The 21,339-nt window shown below is 52.8% G+C and carries 15 protein-coding genes; 8 read left to right on the top strand and 7 right to left on the bottom strand.

From position 1 onward, the window contains the following. Nucleotides 1-19: 19 nt before the first annotated feature. The 4 genes from hofC to nadC all read right to left on the bottom strand — a co-directional run bounded on the left by hofC (nt 20) and on the right by nadC (nt 4,138). Entirely contained in the window at nt 20-1,225 is a 1,206-nt protein-coding gene (hofC, locus tag E2L00_RS10835) for a protein transport protein HofC (protein ID WP_167611042.1), read from the bottom strand. After that, nucleotides 1,218-2,603 carry a type II secretion system protein GspE gene (gene gspE, locus E2L00_RS10830; protein WP_167611039.1) on the bottom strand — a complete coding sequence of 462 codons (1,386 nt, stop codon included), beginning with the start codon at nt 2,601-2,603 and terminating at the stop codon, nt 1,218-1,220. Before gspE ends, hofC begins: the two co-directional genes overlap by 8 nt. Nucleotides 2,604-2,605: 2 nt before the next feature. Continuing rightward, nucleotides 2,606-3,061, bottom strand: a complete 456-nt coding sequence (ppdD, locus tag E2L00_RS10825) for a prepilin peptidase-dependent pilin (protein WP_167611035.1) — start codon at nt 3,059-3,061, stop codon at nt 2,606-2,608. Between the two features lie 186 nt (nt 3,062-3,247). Continuing rightward, nucleotides 3,248-4,138, bottom strand: a complete 891-nt coding sequence (nadC, locus tag E2L00_RS10820) for a carboxylating nicotinate-nucleotide diphosphorylase (protein WP_167611032.1) — start codon at nt 4,136-4,138, stop codon at nt 3,248-3,250. An 84-nt stretch (nt 4,139-4,222) separates the two neighbouring features. Between nadC and ampD the strand changes: the two genes are divergently transcribed. Beyond that, complete coding sequence (gene ampD, locus E2L00_RS10815; protein ID WP_167611029.1) at nt 4,223-4,786, top strand: 1,6-anhydro-N-acetylmuramyl-L-alanine amidase AmpD; 564 nt, start codon at nt 4,223-4,225, stop codon at nt 4,784-4,786. Continuing rightward, nucleotides 4,783-5,637, top strand: a complete 855-nt coding sequence (ampE, locus tag E2L00_RS10810) for a beta-lactamase regulator AmpE (protein ID WP_167611026.1) — start codon at nt 4,783-4,785, stop codon at nt 5,635-5,637. The genes ampD and ampE overlap by 4 nt, the downstream gene beginning before the upstream one ends. A gap of 19 nt (nt 5,638-5,656) precedes the next feature. On the opposite strand, the gene E2L00_RS10805 is transcribed toward ampE, so the two are convergent. The 3 genes from E2L00_RS10805 to aroP all read right to left on the bottom strand — a co-directional run bounded on the left by E2L00_RS10805 (nt 5,657) and on the right by aroP (nt 9,556). Next, nucleotides 5,657-6,607 carry a glycoside hydrolase family 43 protein gene (locus tag E2L00_RS10805; RefSeq protein ID WP_167611023.1) on the bottom strand — a complete coding sequence of 317 codons (951 nt, stop codon included), beginning with the start codon at nt 6,605-6,607 and terminating at the stop codon, nt 5,657-5,659. Then, complete coding sequence (locus E2L00_RS10800) at nt 6,607-8,013, bottom strand: glycoside-pentoside-hexuronide (GPH):cation symporter (RefSeq protein ID WP_167611020.1); 1,407 nt, start codon at nt 8,011-8,013, stop codon at nt 6,607-6,609. The genes E2L00_RS10805 and E2L00_RS10800 overlap by 1 nt, the downstream gene beginning before the upstream one ends. A 169-nt stretch (nt 8,014-8,182) precedes the next feature. Beyond that, nucleotides 8,183-9,556 carry an aromatic amino acid transporter AroP gene (gene aroP, locus E2L00_RS10795; RefSeq protein ID WP_167611017.1) on the bottom strand — a complete coding sequence of 458 codons (1,374 nt, stop codon included), beginning with the start codon at nt 9,554-9,556 and terminating at the stop codon, nt 8,183-8,185. Between the two features lie 556 nt (nt 9,557-10,112). On the opposite strand from aroP, the gene pdhR reads away from it, so the two are divergent. From pdhR to yacL, 6 genes are all read left to right on the top strand, one after another. Next, entirely contained in the window at nt 10,113-10,877 is a 765-nt protein-coding gene (pdhR, locus tag E2L00_RS10790) for a pyruvate dehydrogenase complex transcriptional repressor PdhR (RefSeq protein WP_167611015.1), read from the top strand. Between the two features lie 143 nt (nt 10,878-11,020). Beyond that, on the top strand, nt 11,021-13,684 hold the full coding sequence (gene aceE, locus E2L00_RS10785; RefSeq protein WP_167611012.1) for a pyruvate dehydrogenase (acetyl-transferring), homodimeric type: 2,664 nt from the start codon (nt 11,021-11,023) through the stop codon (nt 13,682-13,684). Between the two features lie 13 nt (nt 13,685-13,697). Continuing rightward, entirely contained in the window at nt 13,698-15,581 is a 1,884-nt protein-coding gene (aceF, locus tag E2L00_RS10780; protein ID WP_167611009.1) for a pyruvate dehydrogenase complex dihydrolipoyllysine-residue acetyltransferase, read from the top strand. A 213-nt stretch (nt 15,582-15,794) separates the two neighbouring features. Then, complete coding sequence (gene lpdA / locus E2L00_RS10775; RefSeq protein ID WP_167611006.1) at nt 15,795-17,219, top strand: dihydrolipoyl dehydrogenase; 1,425 nt, start codon at nt 15,795-15,797, stop codon at nt 17,217-17,219. A 937-nt stretch (nt 17,220-18,156) separates the two neighbouring features. After that, entirely contained in the window at nt 18,157-20,754 is a 2,598-nt protein-coding gene (acnB, locus tag E2L00_RS10770; protein ID WP_167611002.1) for a bifunctional aconitate hydratase 2/2-methylisocitrate dehydratase, read from the top strand. A 174-nt stretch (nt 20,755-20,928) separates the two neighbouring features. Further along, nucleotides 20,929-21,291 carry a protein YacL gene (gene yacL / locus E2L00_RS10765; RefSeq protein ID WP_167610999.1) on the top strand — a complete coding sequence of 121 codons (363 nt, stop codon included), beginning with the start codon at nt 20,929-20,931 and terminating at the stop codon, nt 21,289-21,291. Nucleotides 21,292-21,339 lie beyond the last annotated feature (48 nt).

The raw sequence follows: 21,339 nt of genomic DNA, 5'->3' as shown, positions 1-21,339 counted from the left end.
CGCAGCGCCCGCTGCGCCATTATCCCGCGCTCATCGCATCCCCTAACTGAAAAATCGGTAAGTACATGGCAAGGACCAGCGTACCGATGATTATCCCTATTGTTATCATCATGACAGGTTCAAGTGCAGCCGCGAGCGTGTCCGCCAGTTCCTGGGTGTGATCGTGATGCCAGATAGCCAGCCTTTCCAGCATCAGATCCAGCGCTCCTGATTCTTCGCCGATACGTATCAACTGGGAACATAAAGGTGTAAAGCAACCGGCGCTATCTACGGCGTGCCAGAAGGGTGTACCTTGTGCTACCTGAGAGGCTAAACGGGTAAGCACCTTTTTCCACAGCAGGGGCGTTAACGTTTGTTCGACCGCAGTCAGTCCTTGCAGCAGTGGAATGCCGGCCTGTTGCGAGAGCGACAGGGTGGTATAAATTTGGCTAAGTATTTGCCCTTGCCATAGCGGGGCGACAAGAGGGATTTTAAGCAGAAGCTTTTGTTCATACTCTTTCCAGCGTGGATGATTTTTGCGCAACGTGAGCCAGAAAGCCGTAGCGATAACAGCCACAAGTAGCCACCATCCGCCTTGGGTCGTCACCCAGTCTGAAACCGCCATAACCGCAAGCGTGATAGCTGGCAATGATGCATTGAAGGAGCGGTAAATGGCGGCGAATTCGGGCAGAACAAACCCCATCATGCCAGCAGTGACCGCTAAAGCAACGGCCAGGATAAACAACGGATAACGCAGCGCTTTCATCACTTTTTTATGCAGACAATAAAGCTGCTCCTGCTGGTCCGCCAGCCTGCGGCTGCATTCATCAAGCTTTCCCGTGAGTTCCCCTATATGAATAAGCGAGATAAAGAGCGGTGGGAAGATCCCTGGCCACTGACGAAGCGCGTCCGAAAAAGAAACGCCCTGTGAAACCTGTTGTTCAATGCGCAGAAGTAAAGCACGCCATTCCCGATACTGATGCTGTTTTGCCATCAGCACCAGCCCGTCAGCGAGGGGGATGCCTGCCTGAAGAAGGGTCGCCAGCTGACGAAATAGCTGTATTTTTTGCTGGATATGCCAGCATCCACTGCGGCTGCCGGTATGCTTACGGGCGCTGAGTAACTGTAACTGCTGCGCAAAAAGCTGCGCTTCTACGGACGAGCGATTATCCGCGAGCATCGAACCCTCGCTGAGTTGCCCCAGCGGATCTATGGCTTGCCAGCTCCAGACCAAAAATTTAGCCATGGGGCACTCCCAGCACACGGTAGATCTCTTTGAGCGTGGTCAGCCCCTTTGATACCGCCCGGCAGCCGCTTTCAAACAGCGTGACCATACCTTGCTCGCGGGCAAGCCGTTCCATCTCTGCGGTATGGGTTCCCGAGGCGATTGCCGCCCGGACGGTGTTTTCAATCGGCAGGATTTCAAACAGCGCAGCGCGTCCGTAATACCCGCCATAGCAGCGTTCACAGCCGACGGGCTGCCAGTCCGGTAGCGGCTCGGGACAAATCTGCGCGGGCAAAGAGAGCTTTTCGTGCTTCTGCTTTTTGCAATGAGGACATAGCTTGCGAACCAGACGCTGCGCGACCACCATCTTAAGCGCTGAAGCCAGCATCCAGCGCGCAACGCCCATTTGCTCAAGACGAATTACGGTTTCAATGGTTGAGTTAGTATGCAGCGTGGATAACACCAGATGCCCCGTCTGGGCTGCTTTAATGGCAATTTCCGCTGTTTCGCTATCCCTGATTTCACCGACCATGATCACATCTGGATCCTGTCGTAACAGCGCGCGAAGCACGCCCTGAAAGGACAGCCCGGCCTTGATATTCACCTGCGTCTGATTCAGGCCCGGCAACGGTATTTCAATCGGATCCTCAACGCTGCATACGTTGGTGCCCGGCTGATTCAGCGTGTTAAGAGCGCTATATAGGGTGAGGGTTTTCCCACTTCCGGTAGGACCGGTAACCAGAATCATGCCCTGCGGATGAGCCAGCGCGGCCTCGAAAAAGCGGTGGTTTTCGCAGGACATCCCAAGGGCGGCAAGCTCCAGCGGCTGTTCGCTTTGCTGGAGCAAACGCAGAACCACCTTTTCCCCGTACCGTACGGGAAGAGTGGAAATCCTGAATGAGACCTTGCCGTTGGCGGTGTCCACGTCCATTTGCCCATCCTGAGGCAGACGACGCTCCGCAATATCGAGATTGCCTAATACCTTTAGCCGCGCCGTTAGCGGAGCAGCAAGGCTTGCGGAAAGTAGGGGCTGTAGCTGTAGCACGCCGTCGATACGTAATCTGACCTTGTAATGTTCCTCCGCAGGTTCGAAATGGATATCTGAGGCTCGTAGCTGAATGGCTTTTTGCAGGGTTTCGCTTAGTAGCGTAACGACAGAGTGCCCGTTCTCCTGGTCCTCCTCAGAACGGGGGGAGAAGGAGAGATGCTTGACCTTCTCCAGACGCTCGGCGGACCAGTATTCAACGTCGATATTTTTATCGCAGATAAAGCGTAATGATTCGAATAACTGTATCGGTGGGTTAGGCGCCACGGCAATGCGCAACCGATGACTCTCTTCTTCAAGCAGTACGGCATGATATTGGGCACACAAGGCGAGGAGCTGCTGATGGCTGGACATGGTTATTCTTCCTCGGTAGAGGTTTCACTCTCAAAGCGAAAAACCTCTTCGCATGCCTGTTTGAGGGAGCCGCCGGCCGCTACGCGGCAGTTGCGCTTCCAGTTCTCAACGCCTTCCGCATCTTTCCATACCGGCGTTAACGCCACGGTTAACCCATTGAGCGTTTCCTGGCCGATAAGCGTTACCACGCCTTTTTCAATTTGCATGCTGCTGATGTAACGGCTGTTTTTTTCTGAGGGAATACCGTTATCCCCCGCGTTGCACGCAGCGACTCCGCCTTTGTCTATGGCGCAGAGTTCAATTGCCGTTCGGTAGGGTACAAAGGTTTGCAGCATATCGGTGAGCGCCGCTTTGCGCAGATAGCCCTGATAGGAAGGAATGCCGATAGCGCTCAGAATTGCGATGATGCCAATCACTACCATCAGCTCAATGAGGGTAAATCCTTTTTGCCTGTTCATAGGTCGCTCCTTAGGAAAGTGGCGACACTTTGTCAGGCCGGGTCACGGCTTGCGAGAAGTAAAAAGTGGATCGGGAAGAGACTTTCCGGAATGTTTAATTAGCTTGCAAAAGCGGATAGTAATGACGCGAGCAGCTTCGCAAAACAGAGGAAAGATGGGTCTTTTGACCCATCTTAAAAGAAAGGCTTAGCGGAAACGCATAGAAAGGTCGAGGGCGCGGACATGCTTGGTGAGCGCGCCTACAGAGATAAAATCGACCCCCGTTTCAGCAAATTTACGTAGCGTTTCTTTCGTGACGTTACCGGAAACTTCCAGCCGTGCTTTGCCTGCGGTCAGCGCAACAGCCTGGCGCATTTGCTCAACGTTGAAGTTATCAAGCATGATGATATCCGCACCGGCTTTGAGCGCCTGTTCCAGTTCATCCAGAGATTCCACTTCTACTTCTACCGGTACGTCCGGATGTAGCCAGAAAGCTTTTTCTACCGCCTGGCGAATCGAGCCGGAGGAAATTATATGGTTTTCTTTTATCAGAAACGCATCGGATAACCCTAAACGGTGGTTGCTGCCGCCACCGCAAAGAACGGCGTATTTCAGGGCCGTGCGCAATCCCGGTAAGGTTTTACGCGTATCCAGCAGTTGCGTGTTTGTTCCCGCCAGCAGATCGGCACAGGTACGAACTTCACTTGCTACACCAGAGAGGGTTTGCACGAAGTTGAGCGCGGTACGTTCGCCGGTTAACAGCACGCGGGATGGGCCATCAAGCTCGAAAAGCGGCTGGTTTGCGGTTACCGCCTGGCCATCTTCCACATGCCATTTCACCTGAACATCTTTGCCTAGCTGGATAAAGACCTCTTCAACCCAACGTTTACCGCAAAAAACGCCATCTTCACGGGTAATAACCACCGCATGAGAAGTATGATTTTCTGGCAACAATTGAGCGGTAATGTCTTTGTCAGGGTCGACTTCACCACCGAGATCTTCACGCAGGGCGAGGGAGACGGCCTGCGGAATATCAAGGCTGATGCGTTCGAGAAGCTCGTCACGTCGGCGGTCTGGGTTATAACGGCGGGGCGGCATGATAAAACTCCGAAATGGCTAAGTTAATGTCGAAACATGCTACTCTGATGCGACGTCGAGTACCACTATTGAGGAGAACCACGCATGCGGCTTTTAGACGGCTGGCTGGCGGGCGTGAAGCATGTCCCTTCCCCACATTTCGATTGCCGACCGGCAGACGAAAACCCTTCTTTATTGGTGGTGCATAACATCAGTCTGCCGCCGGGTGAATTTGGCGGTCCCTGGATTGATGCATTATTTACCGGTCAGCTTGATCCTGACGCTCATCCTTATTTTGCTGACATCGCCCATTTGCGAGTTTCCGCGCATTGTTTGATCCGCCGCGACGGTGAAATTGTCCAGTACGTTCCTTTTGATAAACGCGCCTGGCATGCGGGGGTGTCGGTTTATCAGGAAAGAGAGCGCTGCAACGATTTTTCCATCGGTATTGAGCTGGAAGGTACAGATACCTTGTCCTACACTGACGAGCAATATCAGCAGCTAACCGCGCTTACCTGCTTGTTAATTAAGCAATATCCTTCAATTGCCGATAACATGACAGGCCATTGCGATATCGCGCCTGTGCGTAAAACCGATCCTGGACCTTCTTTCGACTGGCGTCGTTTTCGGCAGTCCGTGGAGTCTATGTCGAATAAGGAGATGACATGACGCTTTTTACACTCTTACTGGTCACGCTCTGGGAGCGCCTGTTTAAGATGGGCGAGCACTGGCAGTTCGATCACCGTCTGGAGGTTATTTTCCGGCGGGTAAAACACTTTTCTATGCTGCGCACGATTTTGATGACGGCGCTTTGCATGCTGGTTGTTTTCCTTTGCGTGCGCGCTTTGCAGGGGCTGTTCTTTAATATTCCGCTGTTGGTGTTCTGGATTGCGCTTGGCGTGTTGTGTATCGGGGCAGGGCAGGTTCGTCTGCATTATCACGCTTATTTGCAGGCCGCAAGTCACGACGATCTTCACGCGCGCGATGCGATGGCTAGCGAACTGACGCTTATCCACGGCGTGCCGCCTGACTGCGACGAGCGCGAATATCTTAAAGAGCTACAAAATGCGCTGCTGTGGATTAACTTCCGCTTCTATCTTGCGCCGATTTTCTGGTTTATCGTCGGAGGAGCGTGGGGGCCGGTTACGCTTGCTGGATATGCCTTCCTGCGCGCGTGGCAAAGCTGGCTTGCGCGTCACCATACGCCGCATCAGCGTTTGCTCTCGGGTATCGACGCTATTTTACATGTGCTTGACTGGGTGCCGGTACGTTTAGTTGGCGTGGCTTACGCCTTGCTTGGACACGGAGAGAAAGCCTTGCCGGCATGGTTTGCAACGCTTGCAGACCGTCACTCTTCTCAATACCAGGTGCTGACCCAGCTTGCGCAATATTCGCTGGCGCGCGAGCCGCACCACGACAAAATTAAAACGCCAAAAGCCGCTGTTTCTATGGCCAAGAAGACATCGCTGGCGATCGTGGTCGTGGTGGCGTTGCTGACGATTTACGGCACTCTGGTTTGAGGCCAGAGGCCGCCTGTCATTAAGGATAGTCAGCGGGCGGGATGCCAAACACGGGCATTCCGTCTTCATCCCAAATAATTTTCTTCAGCCGGGTATGACGATTAGGATCGTAAAGCGGATCGCCTTCAATTTCCGTGTAGTTTCGAGCGTGATAAACCAGCACATCCTCACCTTCTTTCGTTCTGGTAAAGCTGTTGTGGCCCGGCCCGTACTGCTTGTTTTCATAGCTGGTAATAAATACCGGCTGCGGTGATTTGTGCCAGTGTTCTACTTTTGTTGGATTAGCTGCCAGGTCAATCCACAGCAGTCCTATGCAGTAATTCTCATCCGTGGCGCTCGCTGAATAGCTAACAAACAGCCTTTCGCCGTGCGTTATCACCGCAGGCCCTTCATTAACCATAAAACCGCGGCATTCCCACTCAAATTCCGGTTTGCTCAGCATGACCGGTTCGCCTTTGATTGACCAGGGCGTCTCCATTTCAGCGAGATAGATATTCGAGTTGCCCGGAATGTTCGGATCTTTTTGCGCCCACAAATACCACTGCTTATCCTGATGAGAAAAAGTCGTAGCATCAAGACAGAAAGAATCGAACTGCGTTTTAATCTGGCCCTTTTCGATCCACTTACCGGTCAGCGGGTCCGCATCGGCACACTCCAGCACAAACATACGATGCTGGAACATATTGAGCTTATCCAGATCCTGCGTATGGGCTGCGGCAAAGTAGATGTACCATTTCCCGTTCACATGATGCAGTTCAGGAGCCCAGATGAGTTTGCTCATCGGGCCATGTTCAGGCTTGCGCCAGACAACGGCTGGCGTAGCGTGCGGCAGCGCTTCGAGCGTGGCAGAACAACGCAGCTCCAGCCTGTCATATTCTGGTACGGAAGCGATGAAGTAATACCTATCTTCATGCAGCAAAATAAAGGGATCGGCGCGTTGCTCGATAAAGGGGTTTAGCCAGTTATTCATTACACTTTCCTTAATGTATCAGTCGCTTGCAGCTCGGAGGGAACGTGTAATTCCTGATAGCTGGTACGGCGTTTATCCAGATCGGCCTGGATTTGTATCATCATTTTGCGGTCGACTTTCAGCAGGCGCACCACGCCTGCAGTGATCAGGTAGCCGATGCCAGGAATAACGGTGAACAACAACACAATACCCTGGGTGGCATTGGCGCTTTGCTGCTGGGCGCTGGCGTCGTAACCGTACCATGACAGCAGGAAGCCAACCATCGCGCCAGCCACCGCCAGACCGCATTTCAGGAAGAATAAATTGCCGGAGAAGCTGATGCCGGTGATGCGTTTACCCGTTTTCCATTCGCCATAGTCATCGACATCGGCCATTAATGACCAGTGAAGCGGGGAAGGGAGCTGATGCAGAATATTAAGCCCAAAATAGGCAATCAAAATCAGCGTGGTGGCGTGCGGATTGAGGAAATAGAAGCCGCAGGAGAAAAGGGTGAGAGCGATGTTGGTCCAGAAAAATACTTTAAGTTTGCAATACTTATCGGTCAGGGGTTTGGCCAACGCGCTGCCGATCATCATGCCCACTACGCCGAGGCTAATGAACATGCTGGCGAAGGAAGCGGATTTTTCCATTACCCAGGTGACGTAATACATGGTTGCCGCCATACGAATAAATCCAGGACAAACGTTGCAGAAAGTGAGCAGCAGAATGCGCACCCATTGATCGTTTTTCCAGATATCTTTCAGATCGGATTTCAGGGCATGTTTTGATGGCCTGGCGGGCTTAATACGCTCTTTTACCGTGCTAAAGCAGAACAGGAACATGAATAACGCGATAATAGCCATAACGCCCATCGACATTTGATAGCCTTTGGCTTTGTCTGCTCCGCCAAACCAGTCAGCCATAGGTAACAACGTCGAGGAGAGAATAAGCGTCGCAATACCAACCATAAAGAAGCGGTAGGACTGGCAGGCTACACGTTCATGCGGGTCGGCGGTAATCACGCCGCCAAGTGAGCAATAGGGAATATTAATAGCTGTATAGGTCAGTGACATCAGGAAATAAGTCACGAAGGCATAGACAACCTTGCTATTGTAGCTCCAGTCCGGCGTGGTAAACATCAATACGCTAAACAGGACATACGGGACGCAGACCCACAATAAATAGGGACGAAATCTTCCCCAACGGGTAGTGGTACGGTCGGCAATTGCACCCATTATCGGATCGGTTACGGCATCAATCACGCGGACAGAAAGGAGAAGTACGCCGACTAATGCTGGCGCAAGGCCGAATACATCAGTATAAAAATAATTTAAAAACAGCATGATGGCACCGCCGATCATGTTACAGCCGGCATCACCCATCCCGTAGCCGATTTTTTCTTTGATAGATAATTTATTATTTGCCATCGACAACACTCCTGAATTTAATATGGACAAGATTATTGGCCCGATGAGTCGAGAATGCGCAGCAGGAAACCGTCGAAGGGATGGACAATTGTGTCGTAGGAAGAAAAGTGTGAGGCAGATAACAAAGCGCCCGCTTCAGGAGCAGGCGCTTTAAAACAAGGTATAAGGCTTAAGCTTTAACTGACTTCGCGCTACGCTGCGTTTTAATCCAGTAGCCGATACCCAGGATCAGCACCCAGGCTGGAATCAGCCATACGGAAATCGCCATGCCGGGCGTAATCACCATAATCACCAGAATCGCCACCATAAAGAGCAGGCAGATCCAGTTGCCCAGCGGATAGAACAGAGCCGGGAAGCGAGTCTTCACGCCCTGTCGATCTTTCTTACGGCGGAATTTAATGTGCGCAAGGCTAATCATCGCCCAGTTGATAACCAGTGCAGAAACGACCAGTGCCATCAGTAAGCCGAAGGCTTCGCCGGGCATGATGTAGTTAATGAGTACGCACAGCGCTGTCGTGATGGCTGAAACCAGGATAGTACCCACCGGAACACCGCGTTTATCAACCTTAAGCAGCGCCTTAGGCGCGTTACCTTGTTGAGCAAGGCCGAACAGCATGCGGCTGTTACAGTAAACGCAGCTATTGTAGACCGACAGGGCCGCCGTCAGGATCACCACATTCAGCGCGTTAGCGACCAGAGAATCCCCCAGCTCATGGAAGATGAGTACGAACGGGCTGGTATCTGCGGTGACGCGTGTCCATGGCATCAGTGAAAGCAACACTGCCAGTGAACCCACATAGAAAATCAGAATGCGGTAGATAACCTGGTTGGTCGCTTTAGGAATGCTGATCTCCGGGTTGTCCGCTTCAGCCGCAGTGATGCCTACCAGTTCCAGACCGCCGAACGAGAACATAATGATTGCCATCATCATCACCAGCCCCGTCATACCGTGCGGCAGGAAACCGCCTTGTTCCCAAAGGTTACGCACCGTTGCCTGCGGACCAGCGCTGTCGCTAAACAGCAACCAGCCGCCGAAGAGGATCATGGCCACCACGGCGACAACCTTGATGATGGCGAACCAGAATTCCATTTCCCCGAACACCTTGACGTTGGTGAGGTTGATGGCATTGATGAGCACAAAGAAAACGGCTGCGGAAATCCAGGTTGGGATTTCAGGCCACCAGAACTGAACGTATTTCCCGACGGCGGTCAGTTCCGCCATCGCAACCAGAACATACAGAACCCAGTAGTTCCAGCCGGAAGCAAAACCGGCAAATCCGCCCCAGTATTTATAGGCAAAATGGCTGAATGAACCGGCGACCGGCTCCTCAACAACCATTTCGCCTAGCTGGCGCATAATTAAAAATGCGATAAATCCTGCGATAGCGTAGCCGAGAATAATGCCCGGGCCCGCGGACTGAATGACGGAGGCGCTGCCCAGAAACAGGCCCGTCCCGATAGCGCCACCCAGCGCGATAAGCTGAATATGGCGGTTTTTAAGGCCGCGCTTTAGCGTGTCGCCGCCTTGCTGTTGACCATCCATCGTTAAACCTCGTGATTGTGGTTGTTTTTATACGCTCATAACGGCGTGTGTAATTTTGTAATTCCGTAAGGTGTAGTCTTTATTTTACGGTTGTTAATTCCATAATTTTGCGTTGTGGACTACCGCAGCGCCAAGAATAGTGGTAAGCGCCAACGTTTGCACCTGCTTTCGCTTGCTGCCGTGACGAGTTGGATAAAAAGGAATCAAAGGTAAATAAACTCCTTCGCTGCTTTACCACCCGCTTATTTCCCGATGCCGGGCGGCGTTTATGAATTTATATTCATATATAAAGGAGTTGAATCGGTTCAGATTGTCCGGGAGATGAAAACTGACGCTTTTATAAAAGTTAAAACTGCCACTTAGGGAGTAAACATAAGATTTGCACAAGGTTACATCTTTGAAACGCTATATTCGTAATATTGTTAAAAAGTGCCCGCTTTACTGATTTCAGGCAAACCCAATATGGACAGAAGGTGAATACTTTGTTACTTTACCGTCACGAATGTGAAATTGGTCATACCAATTGACTCCGGGCTAATGGCAGAGAAAAGGAAGAATGGCCTACAGCAAAATTCGCCAACCTAAATTATCCGACGTGATAGAGCAGCAGTTGGAGTTTCTTATCCTTGAGGGAACTTTGCGTCCCGGCGAAAAACTCCCACCCGAGCGCGAACTGGCGCGTCAGTTTGACGTTTCTCGTCCTTCACTGCGCGAGGCCATACAGCGTCTCGAAGCGAAAGGATTACTGCTTCGTCGACAGGGTGGCGGCACTTTTGTCCAGAACAGCCTCTGGCAGAGCTTAAGCGACCCGCTTATAGAACTGCTGTCTGACCATCCAGAATCCCAGTTTGACCTGCTTGAATCCCGCCATGCCCTGGAAGGGATCGCCGCCTATTACGCCGCATTGCGCGGTACGGACGAAGATCTCAAACGCATTGGCGATTGCCACGTTGCTATTGAGCAGGCACAGGAGTCCGGCGATTTGGATGCCGAATCCGACGCCGTTATGCAGTATCAAATTGCAGTGACTGAAGCCGCACACAACGTTGTGCTACTACACTTGTTGCGTTGCATGGGACCTATGCTCGAACAAAACGTTCGTCAGAATTTTGAATTGCTCTACGCGCGTCGCGAAATGCTGGCGCAAGTGAGCAGCCATCGCGCCAGCATTTTTGCAGCGATTATGGCTCGCCAGCCGGAGCAGGCGCGTGAAGCGTCGCATCGTCACCTGGCATTTATCGAGGAAATATTGCTGGATCGCAGCCGCGAAGAGAGTCGTCGTGAACGGTCTCTGCGGCGCTTACAGCAACGAAAGGAATAGGGCCAGTTTTCAGGCTCGCAAGCGCCAAACTTAGAGCGCGGCAACTAAACGCAGAACCTGTCTTATTGTGTTTTTTCCAGAAAAGCACAATGGGACAGGTTCCAGATAATCAACGTATTAGACACAGATAAGGAATACCACCCATGTCAGAACGTTTCCCAAATGACGTGGATCCGATCGAAACTCGCGACTGGCAACAGGCGATCGAATCGGTCATCCGTGAAGAAGGTGTTGAGCGTGCTCAGTATCTCATCGACCAGTTATTGTCCGAAGCTCGCAAAGGCGGCGTTAAAGTGGCTGCTGGCACTGGTGTAGCCAACTACGTAAACACTATTGCCGTTGAAGATGAGCCGGAGTATCCGGGCAATCTGGATCTGGAACGCCGCATTCGTTCTGCCATCCGCTGGAACGCCATCATGACCGTTCTGCGCGCGTCCAAGAAAGATCTGGAGCTTGGCGGCCATATGGCTTCCTTCCAGTCTTCTGCGACCATCTACGAAGTGTGCTTTAACCACTTCTTCCGTGCGCGCAGCGAAAAAGACGGCGGCGATCTGGTGTACTTCCAGGGCCACATCTCTCCGGGCGTGTACGCACGTGCGTTCCTGGAAGGCCGTCTGACCGAAGAGCAGATGAACAATTTCCGTCAGGAAGTTCACGGCAAAGGCCTCTCTTCTTACCCACACCCGAAACTGATGCCGGAATTCTGGCAGTTCCCGACCGTTTCTATGGGCCTGGGCCCGATTGGCGCTATCTACCAGGCTAAGTTCCTGAAATATCTGGAACACCGTGGTCTGAAAGACACCTCCGAGCAAACCGTTTACGCCTTCCTGGGCGACGGCGAGATGGATGAGCCAGAATCTAAGGGCGCTATCACCATCGCGACCCGTGAGAAGCTGGACAACCTGTGCTTCATCATCAACTGTAACCTGCAGCGTCTGGATGGTCCGGTAACCGGCAACGGCAAGATCATCAACGAACTGGAAGGCATCTTCAGCGGTGCCGGCTGGAACGTCATCAAAGTGATGTGGGGCAGTCGTTGGGACGAGCTGCTGCGTAAAGACACCAGCGGTAAACTGATCCAGCTGATGAACGAAACCGTTGACGGCGACTATCAGACCTTCAAATCCAAAAACGGTGCCTACGTGCGCGAGCACTTCTTCGGTAAATATCCGGAAACCGCAGCGCTGGTTGCAGACTGGACTGACGAGCAGATCTGGGCGCTGAACCGCGGCGGTCACGATCCGAAGAAAGTCTATGCTGCACTGAAAAAAGCGCAGGAAACCAAAGGTAAAGCGACTGTAATCCTGGCCCATACCATTAAAGGTTACGGCATGGGTGATACCGCAGAAGGTAAAAACATCGCGCACCAGGTTAAGAAAATGAACATGGACGGCGTGCGTTATATCCGCGACCGTTTCAACGTTCCTGTTACCGATGAGCAGGTTGAAAAACTCTCTTACATCACCTTCCCGGAAGGTTCTGAGGAGCATAAGTACCTGCACGAACGTCGTCAGGCGCTGAAAGGCTACCTGCCTGCTCGTCAGCCTAAATTCTCCGAGAAGCTGGAACTGCCGGCGCTGGAAGATTTCTCTCAGCTGCTGGAAGAGCAGAACAAAGAGATCTCCACTACTATTGCCTTCGTTCGTGCCCTGAACGTGATGCTGAAGAACAAGTCGATCAAAGATCGTCTGGTTCCGATTATCGCTGACGAAGCGCGTACTTTCGGCATGGAAGGTCTGTTCCGTCAGATCGGTATTTACAGCCCGAACGGCCAGCAGTACACCCCGCAGGACCGTGAGCAGGTTGCGTACTACAAAGAAGACGAGAAAGGTCAGATTTTGCAGGAAGGGATCAACGAGCTGGGCGCAGGCGCATCCTGGCTGGCTGCTGCGACCTCTTACAGCACCAACAACCTGCCGATGATCCCGTTCTACATCTACTACTCCATGTTCGGTTTCCAGCGTATCGGCGATCTGTGCTGGCAGGCAGGCGACCAGCAGGCTCGCGGCTTCCTGGTCGGGGGTACTTCCGGTCGTACTACGCTTAACGGCGAAGGTCTGCAGCACGAAGATGGCCACAGCCACATTCAGTCTCTGACTATCCCGAACTGTATCTCTTACGATCCATCTTACGCGTACGAAGTCGCTGTGATCATGCACGATGGTCTGGAGCGTATGTACGGTGAGAAACAAGAGAACGTTTACTACTACATCACCACGCTGAACGAAAACTACCACATGCCGGCGATGCCGAAAGGCGCTGAGGAAGGTATCCGTAAAGGTATCTACAAACTCGAAACCCTCGAAGGCAGCAAAGGTAAAGTTCAGCTTCTGGGCTCCGGTTCTATCCTGCGTCACGTTCGTGAAGCGGCAGAGATCCTGGCGAAAGACTACGGCGTAGGTTCTGACGTTTACAGCGTTACCTCCTTCACTGAACTGGCGCGCGATGGCCAGGATTGTGAGCGCTGGAACATGCTGCACCCGATGGATACTCCACGCGTACCTTACATCGCCCAGGTGATGAACGACGCACCGGCTGTAGCATCTACTGACTATATGAAACTGTTCGCCGAGCAGGTCCGTACTTACGTTCCGGCTGATGACTATCGCGTGCTGGGTACCGACGGTTTCGGTCGCTCTGACAGCCGTGAGAACCTGCGTCACCACTTCGAAGTTGATGCTTCCTACGTGGTTGTAGCAGCGCTGGGCGAACTGGCTAAACGTGGCGAAATCGATAAGAAAGTGGTTGCGGAAGCAATTACTAAATTCAACATCGATGCAGAAAAAGTTAACCCGCGTCTGGCGTAAGAGGTAAAAAATAATGGCTATCGAAATCAATGTGCCGGACATCGGGGCTGATGAAGTTGAAATCACCGAGATCCTGGTCAAAGTGGGCGACAAAGTTGAAGCTGAGCAGTCGCTGATCGTCGTAGAGGGCGATAAAGCCTCTATGGAAGTCCCGTCTCCGCAGGCTGGCGTCGTTAAAGAGATCAAAGTCTCCGTCGGCGACAAAACCGAGACCGGTAAACTGATCATGATTTTCGATTCCGCCGACGGTGCAGCAGCAGCTGCACCTGCTCAGGCAGAAGAGAAGAAAGAAGCAGCGCCTGCAGCCGCACCAGCCGCCGCGAGCGCGAAAGAAGTGAACGTGCCTGACATCGGCGGCGACGAAGTTGAAGTCACCGAGATCATGGTCAAAGTCGGCGACAAAGTTGAAGCAGAGCAGTCGCTGATCGTCGTTGAAGGTGACAAAGCTTCTATGGAAGTCCCGGCGCCGTTCGCGGGTGTGGTAAAAGAAATCAAAATCAGCACCGGCGACAAAGTGTCTACCGGCTCCCTGATTATGGTCTTCGAAGTGGCGGGTGCCGCACCTGCTGCCACAGAAACCAAAGCTGAAGCCGCTCCGGCTGCAGCGCCAGCAGCGTCTGGTTCTAAAGAAGTTAACGTACCGGACATCGGCGGTGACGAAGTAGAAGTGACCGAAGTGATGGTGAAAGTGGGCGACAAAGTTGCCGCTGAACAGTCGCTGATTACCGTAGAAGGCGACAAGGCTTCTATGGAAGTCCCGGCACCGTTTGCTGGTACCGTTAAAGAAATCAAAATCAGCACCGGCGATAAAGTATCTACCGGCTCCCTGATTATGGTCTTCGAAGTTGAAGGCGCAGCGCCTGCACCGGCCGCTAAACAAGAAGCAGCGGCCCCGGCTCCTGCGGCGAAAGCTGAAAAACCAGCGAGCGCACCGGCGAAAGCCGAAGGCAAATCTGAATTCGCTGAAAACGACGCTTACGTCCACGCTACCCCGCTGATTCGCCGTCTGGCGCGCGAATTCGGTGTGAACCTGGCGAAAGTGAAAGGCACCGGTCGTAAAGGCCGTATTCTGCGTGAAGACGTTCAGGCTTACGTAAAAGATGCCGTTAAACGTGCGGAAGCTGCACCAGCGGCTGCTGCGGGTGGCGGTCTGCCTGGCATGCTGCCATGGCCGAAGGTTGACTTCAGCAAGTTCGGCGAAATCGAAGAAGTGGAACTGGGCCGTATCCAGAAAATCTCAGGTGCAAACCTGAGCCGTAACTGGGTGATGATCCCGCACGTTACGCACTTCGACAAAACCGATATCACCGATCTGGAAGCGTTCCGCAAGCAGCAGAACGAAGAAGCCGCTAAGCGTAAGCTGGACGTGAAGTTCACCCCTGTGGTGTTCATCATGAAAGCCGTTGCGGCAGCGCTCGAGCAGATGCCACGTTTCAACAGCTCCCTGTCCGAAGACGCTCAGAAACTGACGCTGAAAAAATACATCAATATCGGTGTGGCGGTTGATACGCCAAACGGCCTGGTGGTTCCGGTCTTTAAAGACGTGAACAAGAAGAGCATCACTGAACTGTCTCGCGAACTGATGGCTATCTCTAAGAAAGCTCGTGATGGCAAGCTGACCGCAGGCGAAATGCAGGGCGGTTGCTTCACCATCTCAAGCCTGGGCGGTATCGGGACGACTCACTTCGCGCCTATCGTTAACGCGCCGGAAGTTGCTATCCTGGGCGTGTCCAAGTCAGCGATGGAGCCAGTCTGGAACGGTAAAGAGTTCACGCCGCGCCTGATGATGCCAATGTCGCTCTCCTTCGACCACCGCGTGATTGACGGTGCTGACGGTGCGCGCTTCATTACCATCATCAACAACATGCTGGCAGATATTCGCCGCCTGGTGATGTAATCGAAAAAGCCGGCCAGTCGGCCGGCTTTTTTCTGATAATCGCATGATGCTGCTTGAGATTAGCGGCTGCATAACATAAATCGTTTGCCGTTTGTTGTTTCAAATTTGTTAACAATTTTGTAAACTGCGGGCGGATAGAACGTCCCGGTGGATGATGGGCGTTAAGACATAAAAATGACGTCAGACCCGCCGGAAATAAATTAAGAGGTCATGATGAGTACTGAAATCAAAACTCAGGTCGTGGTACTTGGGGCTGGTCCTGCAGGATACTCCGCTGCTTTCCGTTGCGCTGATTTAGGTCTGGAGACCATCATTATAGAACGTTACAGCACCCTCGGTGGTGTCTGCCTGAACGTTGGCTGTATCCCTTCTAAAGCCCTGCTGCACGTTGCTAAAGTTATCGAAGAAGCGAAAGCTTTGGCTGAACACGGCATCGTTTTCGGCGAGCCAAAAACCGACATCGACAAAATTCGCACCTGGAAAGAGAAGGTTATCAACCAGTTGACCGGTGGCCTGTCCGGTATGGCGAAAGGTCGTAAAGTTAAAGTTGTTAACGGCCTGGGTAAATTCACCGGCGCTAACACTCTGGTTGTCGAAGGTGAAAACGGCCCGACGACTATTACCTTCGATAACGCGATTATTGCGGCGGGTTCCCGTCCGATTCAGTTGCCGTTCATTCCGCATGAAGACCCACGCGTATGGGATTCCACCGACGCGCTGGAACTGAAATCCGTACCAAAACGTATGCTGGTTATGGGTGGGGGTATCATCGGTCTGGAAATGGGTACCGTTTACCATGCGCTGGGTTCAGAGATTGATGTGGTTGAGATGTTCGACCAGGTTATCCCGGCTGCCGACAAAGACGTGGTAAAAGTATTCACTAAACGCATCAGCAAGCAGTTCAACCTGATGCTGGAAACCAAAGTGACGGCGGTTGAAGCCAAAGAAGACGGCATCTACGTCACTATGGAAGGCAAAAAAGCCCCGGCGGAAGCGCAGCGTTACGACGCGGTGCTGGTTGCTATCGGCCGCGTGCCTAACGGTAAAACGCTGGATGCAGGCGCTGCTGGCGTTGAAGTTGACGATCGTGGCTTTATCCGTACCGATAAGCAAATGCGCACTAACGTGCCGCACATCTATGCTATCGGCGACATCGTTGGTCAGCCAATGCTGGCCCACAAAGGCGTTCACGAAGGTCACGTTGCCGCTGAAGTTATCGCTGGCATGAAGCATTACTTTGACCCGAAAGTGATCCCATCTATCGCTTATACCGAACCAGAAGTTGCCTGGGTTGGCCTGACCGAGAAAGAAGCGAAAGAGAAAGGCATCAGCTATGAAACCGCCACTTTCCCGTGGGCTGCTTCTGGCCGTGCTATCGCTTCCGACTGCGCAGACGGCATAACCAAACTGATTTTCGACAAAGAAACTCACCGCGTTATCGGTGGTGCGATTGTCGGGACCAACGGCGGCGAGCTGCTGGGCGAAATCGGTCTGGCTATCGAAATGGGTTGTGACGCTGAAGATATCGCGCTCACTATCCACGCACACCCGACTCTGCACGAGTCTGTGGGTCTTGCCGCTGAGATCTTCGAAGGCAGCATCACCGATCTGCCAAACGCGAAAGCGAAGAAAAAGTAACTTTCAGCGTTTGACCAAACGGCCCTGCGGGGCCGTTCAAACCGGTGACAACGCTCATGGCGTGCAAAGATCTGAAATAGGTCTTAGATTAAATTTACAAGAAAATCAATGAGTTGATTTTCAGCTGCTAACCATAAAAAAGGAAAAACCACGCTTTTTCCTTCTTTGTTAGTAATCTCAACGGCCCTGCGGGGCCGTTTTTTTATGTCTGCTAAAAGGCCGCCCTTGCGAGCGGCCAGTAGCGTAATTGCCCGGGTTCAGCACCAACAGAACCGTGATGTCAGAAATAGTCCAGCCACCGTGGCTAAGTGCAATTGCCGAACCGAACACAAGCATAAGCGCGTACAGCAGACGCATTTCCAGTGCGTAATTCCATATTAACTACGGAGGTTCCTTCTCTACCGGGAAAGGCAGAACCGGGCAAGCGTGTTGGGCTTGCCACGTAGAGCGAGTGAACTGCTCCCGGACCCGGTGACCGGCTGCTACACCAGCGAAGCAGGCCGTCGTTGAATGTAGAGCAAATATAAGCGCCAGAAAATGAATATATAGCTTTTGCATAGGGTTACATTCATTTTCCAATAGCAGTACGCAAAATAAGCAACTGGTCTTGCATCGAAAAAAATTCAGGGCAATATCTTTCTCGTGTTGGGCTTGCCACATACTTCTCCTCATCGTGTGCTACCACTTTGAAGAGACAAAGGAACCGCCGGAAGGCGGTTTTTTTGCTCTTAGAGGTCATATCGAAAAGTAATATTTCGCCCTTAACGATTCAGCAAGGATTTAATGTTGCTTTTTTGTAAACGGATTAACACCCCCCTAAAATCCTGCTATGCTGCCGACGCGGATCCGGGCATTTACCCTACAAACTGCTGTCTCACAGGAGCGTGAAGAGATTTAGCCTGGCGCCATAATGACAATGAGAGCGAGGAGAACCGTCGTGCTAGAAGAATACCGTAAGCACGTAGCTGAACGTGCTGCTGAAGGGATTGTTGCTAAACCCTTAGATGCTACCCAAATGGCTGCGCTGGTTGAATTGCTGAAAACCCCACCGGTGGGTGAAGAAGAATTCCTGTTAGATCTGATTACCAATCGTGTTCCACCAGGCGTTGATGAAGCCGCCTACGTTAAAGCCGGGTTCCTGGCTGCCCTCGCCAAAGGCGATGCTACCTCCCCATTAATCTCCCCTGAAAAAGCGGTTGAACTGCTTGGTACCATGCAAGGTGGTTATAACATTCATCCGCTGATTGATGCCCTGGATAACGAAAAGCTGGCACCCATTGCCGCTAAAGCGCTGTCCCATACGCTGCTGATGTTCGATAACTTCTACGATGTGGAAGAGAAAGCGAAAGCGGGTAATACCCATGCGCAACAGGTACTGAAATCCTGGGCCGATGCCGAGTGGTTCCTGAGCCGTCCTAAGCTTGCGGATAAAATTACCGTTACCGTGTTTAAAGTGACTGGTGAAACCAACACCGACGACCTGTCTCCGGCCCCGGACGCCTGGTCGCGCCCGGATATCCCTCTGCACGCGCTGGCGATGCTAAAAAATGCCCGTGAAGGTATTGAGCCGGACCAGCCGGGAAGCGTTGGCCCGATCAAACAGATTGAAGCATTAAATCAAAAAGGTTTCCCGCTGGCTTACGTTGGTGACGTCGTCGGCACGGGGTCATCCCGTAAATCCGCGACTAACTCCGTGCTGTGGTTCATGGGCGACGACATTCCTAACGTGCCGAACAAGCGCGGCGGCGGCGTGGTGCTCGGCGGTAAAATCGCGCCAATCTTCTTTAACACTATGGAAGATGCCGGTGCGCTGCCAATCGAAGTGGACGTTAACGGCCTGAGCATGGGCGATGTTATCGACATCTATCCCTATAAAGGCGAAGTGCGTCATCACGAAACCAACGAGCTGATTGCCAGCTTCGAGCTGAAAACAGACGTGCTGCTGGATGAAGTGCGCGCCGGTGGCCGTATCCCGCTGATCATCGGGCGCGGTCTGACTACCAAAGCACGCGAAGCGCTGAATCTGCCGCACAGCGAAGTTTTCGTACAGGCGAAAGACGTGGCCGCCAGCACGCGTGGCTTCTCGCTGGCGCAGAAAATGGTTGGCCGTGCCTGCGGCGTTGAAGGTATTCGTCCGAACCAGTACTGCGAACCAAAAATGACGTCCGTTGGTTCTCAGGACACCACCGGTCCAATGACCCGTGATGAACTGAAAGACCTGGCGTGCCTGGGCTTCTCCGCCGATCTGGTTATGCAGTCCTTCTGCCATACGGCGGCCTATCCTAAGCCTGTAGACGTGACGACTCACCACACGCTGCCGGACTTCATCATGAACCGTGGCGGCGTGTCGCTGCGTCCTGGCGACGGCGTCATTCACTCCTGGCTGAACCGTATGCTGCTGCCGGATACCGTGGGCACAGGCGGTGACTCCCATACTCGTTTCCCAATCGGCATTTCTTTCCCTGCGGGTTCCGGTCTGGTGGCGTTTGCTGCCGCAACGGGCGTAATGCCGCTGGATATGCCTGAATCGGTGCTGGTGCGCTTCAAAGGTAAAATGCAGCCGGGTATCACCCTGCGCGACCTGGTTCACGCAATCCCGCTGTACGCCATCAAACAGGGTTTGCTGACCGTTGAGAAGAAAGGGAAGAAAAACATCTTCTCTGGCCGCATCCTGGAAATCGAAGGCCTGCCGACGCTGAAAGTTGAACAGGCGTTTGAGCTGACCGATGCCTCCGCGGAACGTTCCGCCGCCGGTTGCACCATCAAGCTGGACCGCGAGCCGATTGAAGAGTATCTGAACTCCAACATCGTGCTGCTGAAGTGGATGATCGCGGAAGGTTACGGCGATCGTCGTACGCTTGAGCGCCGTATCCAGGGCATGGAAAAATGGCTGGCAGATCCGCAACTGATGGAAGCTGACGCGGACGCAGAATATGCGGCGGTGATTGAAATCGATCTGAACGATATCAAAGAGCCGATCCTGTGTGCGCCAAACGACCCGGATGACGCGCGTCTGCTGTCTGACGTTGCCGGCGAGAAAATCGATGAGGTATTTATCGGTTCCTGCATGACCAACATCGGCCACTTCCGTGCCGCTGGTAAGCTGTTAGATAACCACCAGGGCCAGTTGCCAACTCGCCTGTGGGTTGCGCCGCCAACGCGTATGGATGCCGCACAGCTCACTGAAGAAGGCTATTACAGCGTCTTTGGCAAGAGCGGGGCGCGTATCGAAATCCCTGGCTGTTCACTGTGCATGGGTAACCAGGCGCGTGTAGCCGATGGCGCGACGGTGGTTTCCACGTCCACCCGTAACTTCCCGAACCGTCTGGGGACCGGGGCTAACGTCTTCCTGGCTTCTGCAGAACTGGCCGCTGTAGCTTCGCTGCTGGGCAAACTGCCGACGCCGGACGAATACCAGACCTTTATGGCGCAGGTCGATAAAACGGCGGTAGACACTTACCGTTACCTGAACTTCGACCAGCTTTCCCAGTACACCGAGAAAGCCGACGGCGTTATCTTCCAGACTGCGGTCTAGTAAATCCTATCCTCTCCCTGTGGGAGAGGAACCGGGGGTGAGGGCATCATGCTCCACCCCTTTTTTATTTCTCATCCTTCTTCGCACCGCGCTGTTTTTCACCGACTTTGCTGCGATAATTACGCTATACGCGAAGGGGTGCTGGCTTTCCCTCGCCCTGTAGAGGAAAACACCATGGAATATGAATTTTTGCGCGATGTCACTGGTCTGGTGAAGGTGCGTATGTCGATGGGCCACGAAGTGGTGGGACATTGGTTTAACGAAGAAGTAAAAGATAACCTGGCGTTACTGGATGAGGTGGAGCAGGCGGCCTTGTCGGTAAAAGGCAGCGAACGTCAGTGGCAACGTACCGGGCATGAATATACACTCTGGCTTGACGGTGAAGAGGTGATTATCCGGGCCAATCAGTTAGAAATTTCCGGCGATGAGATAGAAGAAGGAATGAGTTATTACGACGAAGAGAGCCTTTCATTCTGCGGCGTGGAGGATTTTCTCCAGGTGGTGCACGCTTACCGGGAGTTTGTGAACCACCGCTAACCGTTATTTTACAGGGCGGGTAAGCAAAGCCTCACCCGCCGCAAGCGC

Origin of the sequence: Cedecea colo (assembly GCF_011808225.1) — a bacterium.
Lineage (GTDB): Bacteria > Pseudomonadota > Gammaproteobacteria > Enterobacterales > Enterobacteriaceae > Dryocola > Dryocola colo.
Note: the sequence above shows the minus strand (reverse complement) of the source record. Positions and strands in the feature narration are given on the sequence as shown.

Coding starts and splice junctions, on each gene's coding strand:
- lpdA (WP_167611006.1), top strand. CDS start 15,795: ATGAGTACTGAAATCAAAACTCAGGTCGTGGTACTTGGGGCTGGTCCT.
- ampD (WP_167611029.1), top strand. CDS start 4,223: ATGCGGCTTTTAGACGGCTGGCTGGCGGGCGTGAAGCATGTCCCTTCC.
- E2L00_RS10800 (WP_167611020.1), bottom strand. CDS start 8,013: ATGGCAAATAATAAATTATCTATCAAAGAAAAAATCGGCTACGGGATG.
- gspE (WP_167611039.1), bottom strand. CDS start 2,603: ATGTCCAGCCATCAGCAGCTCCTCGCCTTGTGTGCCCAATATCATGCC.
- aceF (WP_167611009.1), top strand. CDS start 13,698: ATGGCTATCGAAATCAATGTGCCGGACATCGGGGCTGATGAAGTTGAA.
- hofC (WP_167611042.1), bottom strand. CDS start 1,225: ATGGCTAAATTTTTGGTCTGGAGCTGGCAAGCCATAGATCCGCTGGGG.
- ampE (WP_167611026.1), top strand. CDS start 4,783: ATGACGCTTTTTACACTCTTACTGGTCACGCTCTGGGAGCGCCTGTTT.
- aceE (WP_167611012.1), top strand. CDS start 11,021: ATGTCAGAACGTTTCCCAAATGACGTGGATCCGATCGAAACTCGCGAC.
- nadC (WP_167611032.1), bottom strand. CDS start 4,138: ATGCCGCCCCGCCGTTATAACCCAGACCGCCGACGTGACGAGCTTCTC.
- yacL (WP_167610999.1), top strand. CDS start 20,929: ATGGAATATGAATTTTTGCGCGATGTCACTGGTCTGGTGAAGGTGCGT.
- ppdD (WP_167611035.1), bottom strand. CDS start 3,061: ATGAACAGGCAAAAAGGATTTACCCTCATTGAGCTGATGGTAGTGATT.
- aroP (WP_167611017.1), bottom strand. CDS start 9,556: ATGGATGGTCAACAGCAAGGCGGCGACACGCTAAAGCGCGGCCTTAAA.
- pdhR (WP_167611015.1), top strand. CDS start 10,113: ATGGCCTACAGCAAAATTCGCCAACCTAAATTATCCGACGTGATAGAG.
- E2L00_RS10805 (WP_167611023.1), bottom strand. CDS start 6,607: ATGAATAACTGGCTAAACCCCTTTATCGAGCAACGCGCCGATCCCTTT.